This is a genomic window from Arthrobacter sp. H14 (assembly GCF_000520495.1).
GTDB lineage: Bacteria > Actinomycetota > Actinomycetes > Actinomycetales > Micrococcaceae > Arthrobacter_C.
The window spans coordinates 9,207-10,356 of record NZ_KI914656.1; the positions used below are offsets into that span (position 1 = coordinate 9,207).

The 1,150-nt window shown below is 64.1% G+C and carries 1 protein-coding gene and 1 pseudogene; one reads left to right on the plus strand and one right to left on the minus strand.

The features are described from left to right. Positions 1-244, minus strand: a pseudogene (locus tag Y707_RS25635) (PD40 domain-containing protein); the annotation flags it as partial. 114 nt (positions 245-358) lie between these two features. Here Y707_RS25635 and Y707_RS0112525 point away from each other — a divergent pair. Then, the coding region (locus tag Y707_RS0112525; protein ID WP_026535355.1) for a putative RNA methyltransferase at positions 359-1,150 on the plus strand (792 nt) is incomplete at its 3' end.

Below are 1,150 nucleotides of genomic sequence, written 5' to 3' on the forward strand. Positions count from 1 at the left end.
GCTCGGCGCGGATAAACGCGAGCACACTGCCGTCCGGGGAGAACCGGGGAGAGGTATCCCGGAAACCGCGGGTGAGCCGGCGTGGACCGGTGCCGTCGCCGGTTAGTGGCACCTCCCACAGCTGGCCGACGTAGCTGTCGGTGTCGAAATCCGGCCGCGTGACGGCTACGACGGATCTGGTGCCGGACGGATGGACTGTAGGAGCGGAGACGGAATTGAGCAAAGGAAGATGTTCGGATTTCACACTGTGAGCCTAATCTCATTCACAGCGCGCATCAATTTGCCCGCGGCAACTCCACCTCCCCGGTGCCTCCCGGCGTCGTCCGGTCAGCACCTGACGCGCGCTTAGGATGAAACGATGGACTCAGCGTTGACGGACCTTCTGCAGTGTCCGGTGTGCGTGGCACCAATGATGGTGGATGATGGTGCTGGAAACCGGAGCGCCCTGTCCTGCCGGCAGGGCCACCGTTTCGACCGCGCACGGCAGGGCTACGTGAACCTGTTGACCGGCAAAGCCAGTGGCTACACCCCGGATACCGCCGCCATGGTCGAGGCGCGCGAGGATTTTCTATCCGGCGGCCACTATGACCTGCTGGCCGGGGCCGTTTCCGGTCATACGCAGCGGGCTGTGGAGGGCAAGGCCAGTCCCGCCATTGCCGACGCCGGTGCGGGCACCGGTTTCTACCTCGACGCGGTGCTGCAATCCATTCCAGGAGCCCGTGCGTTGGCCCTGGACATCTCCAAATATGCACTGCGCCGGGCGGCACGTTCCCTGCCGGAGGTGTTGTGCCTGGTCTGGGACATCTGGCGCCCGCTGCCGGTCGCTGACGGAGCCCTCGACGTCGTCCTGAATATTTTCGCTCCCCGCAACCCGTCTGAATTCGCCCGTGTGCTGGCGCCCGGTGGACGCCTCATCGTGGTCACACCGTTGCCCGGGCATTTGGAAGAGATCCGCCGGACTGCCTCGCTGTTGGAGGTGCAGGCGGAGAAGTCCGACCATCTCGCCAAGGCACTGGAACCGCACTTCAGCAGGGAAATGTACGACGACGTCGAATTCAGCATGTCGCTGACTCCGGCCAATATCCGGCTGGCTGCACTGATGGGTCCTGCCGCCCATCACCTCGATGAGCCCAGCTTGCAGAACCAATTG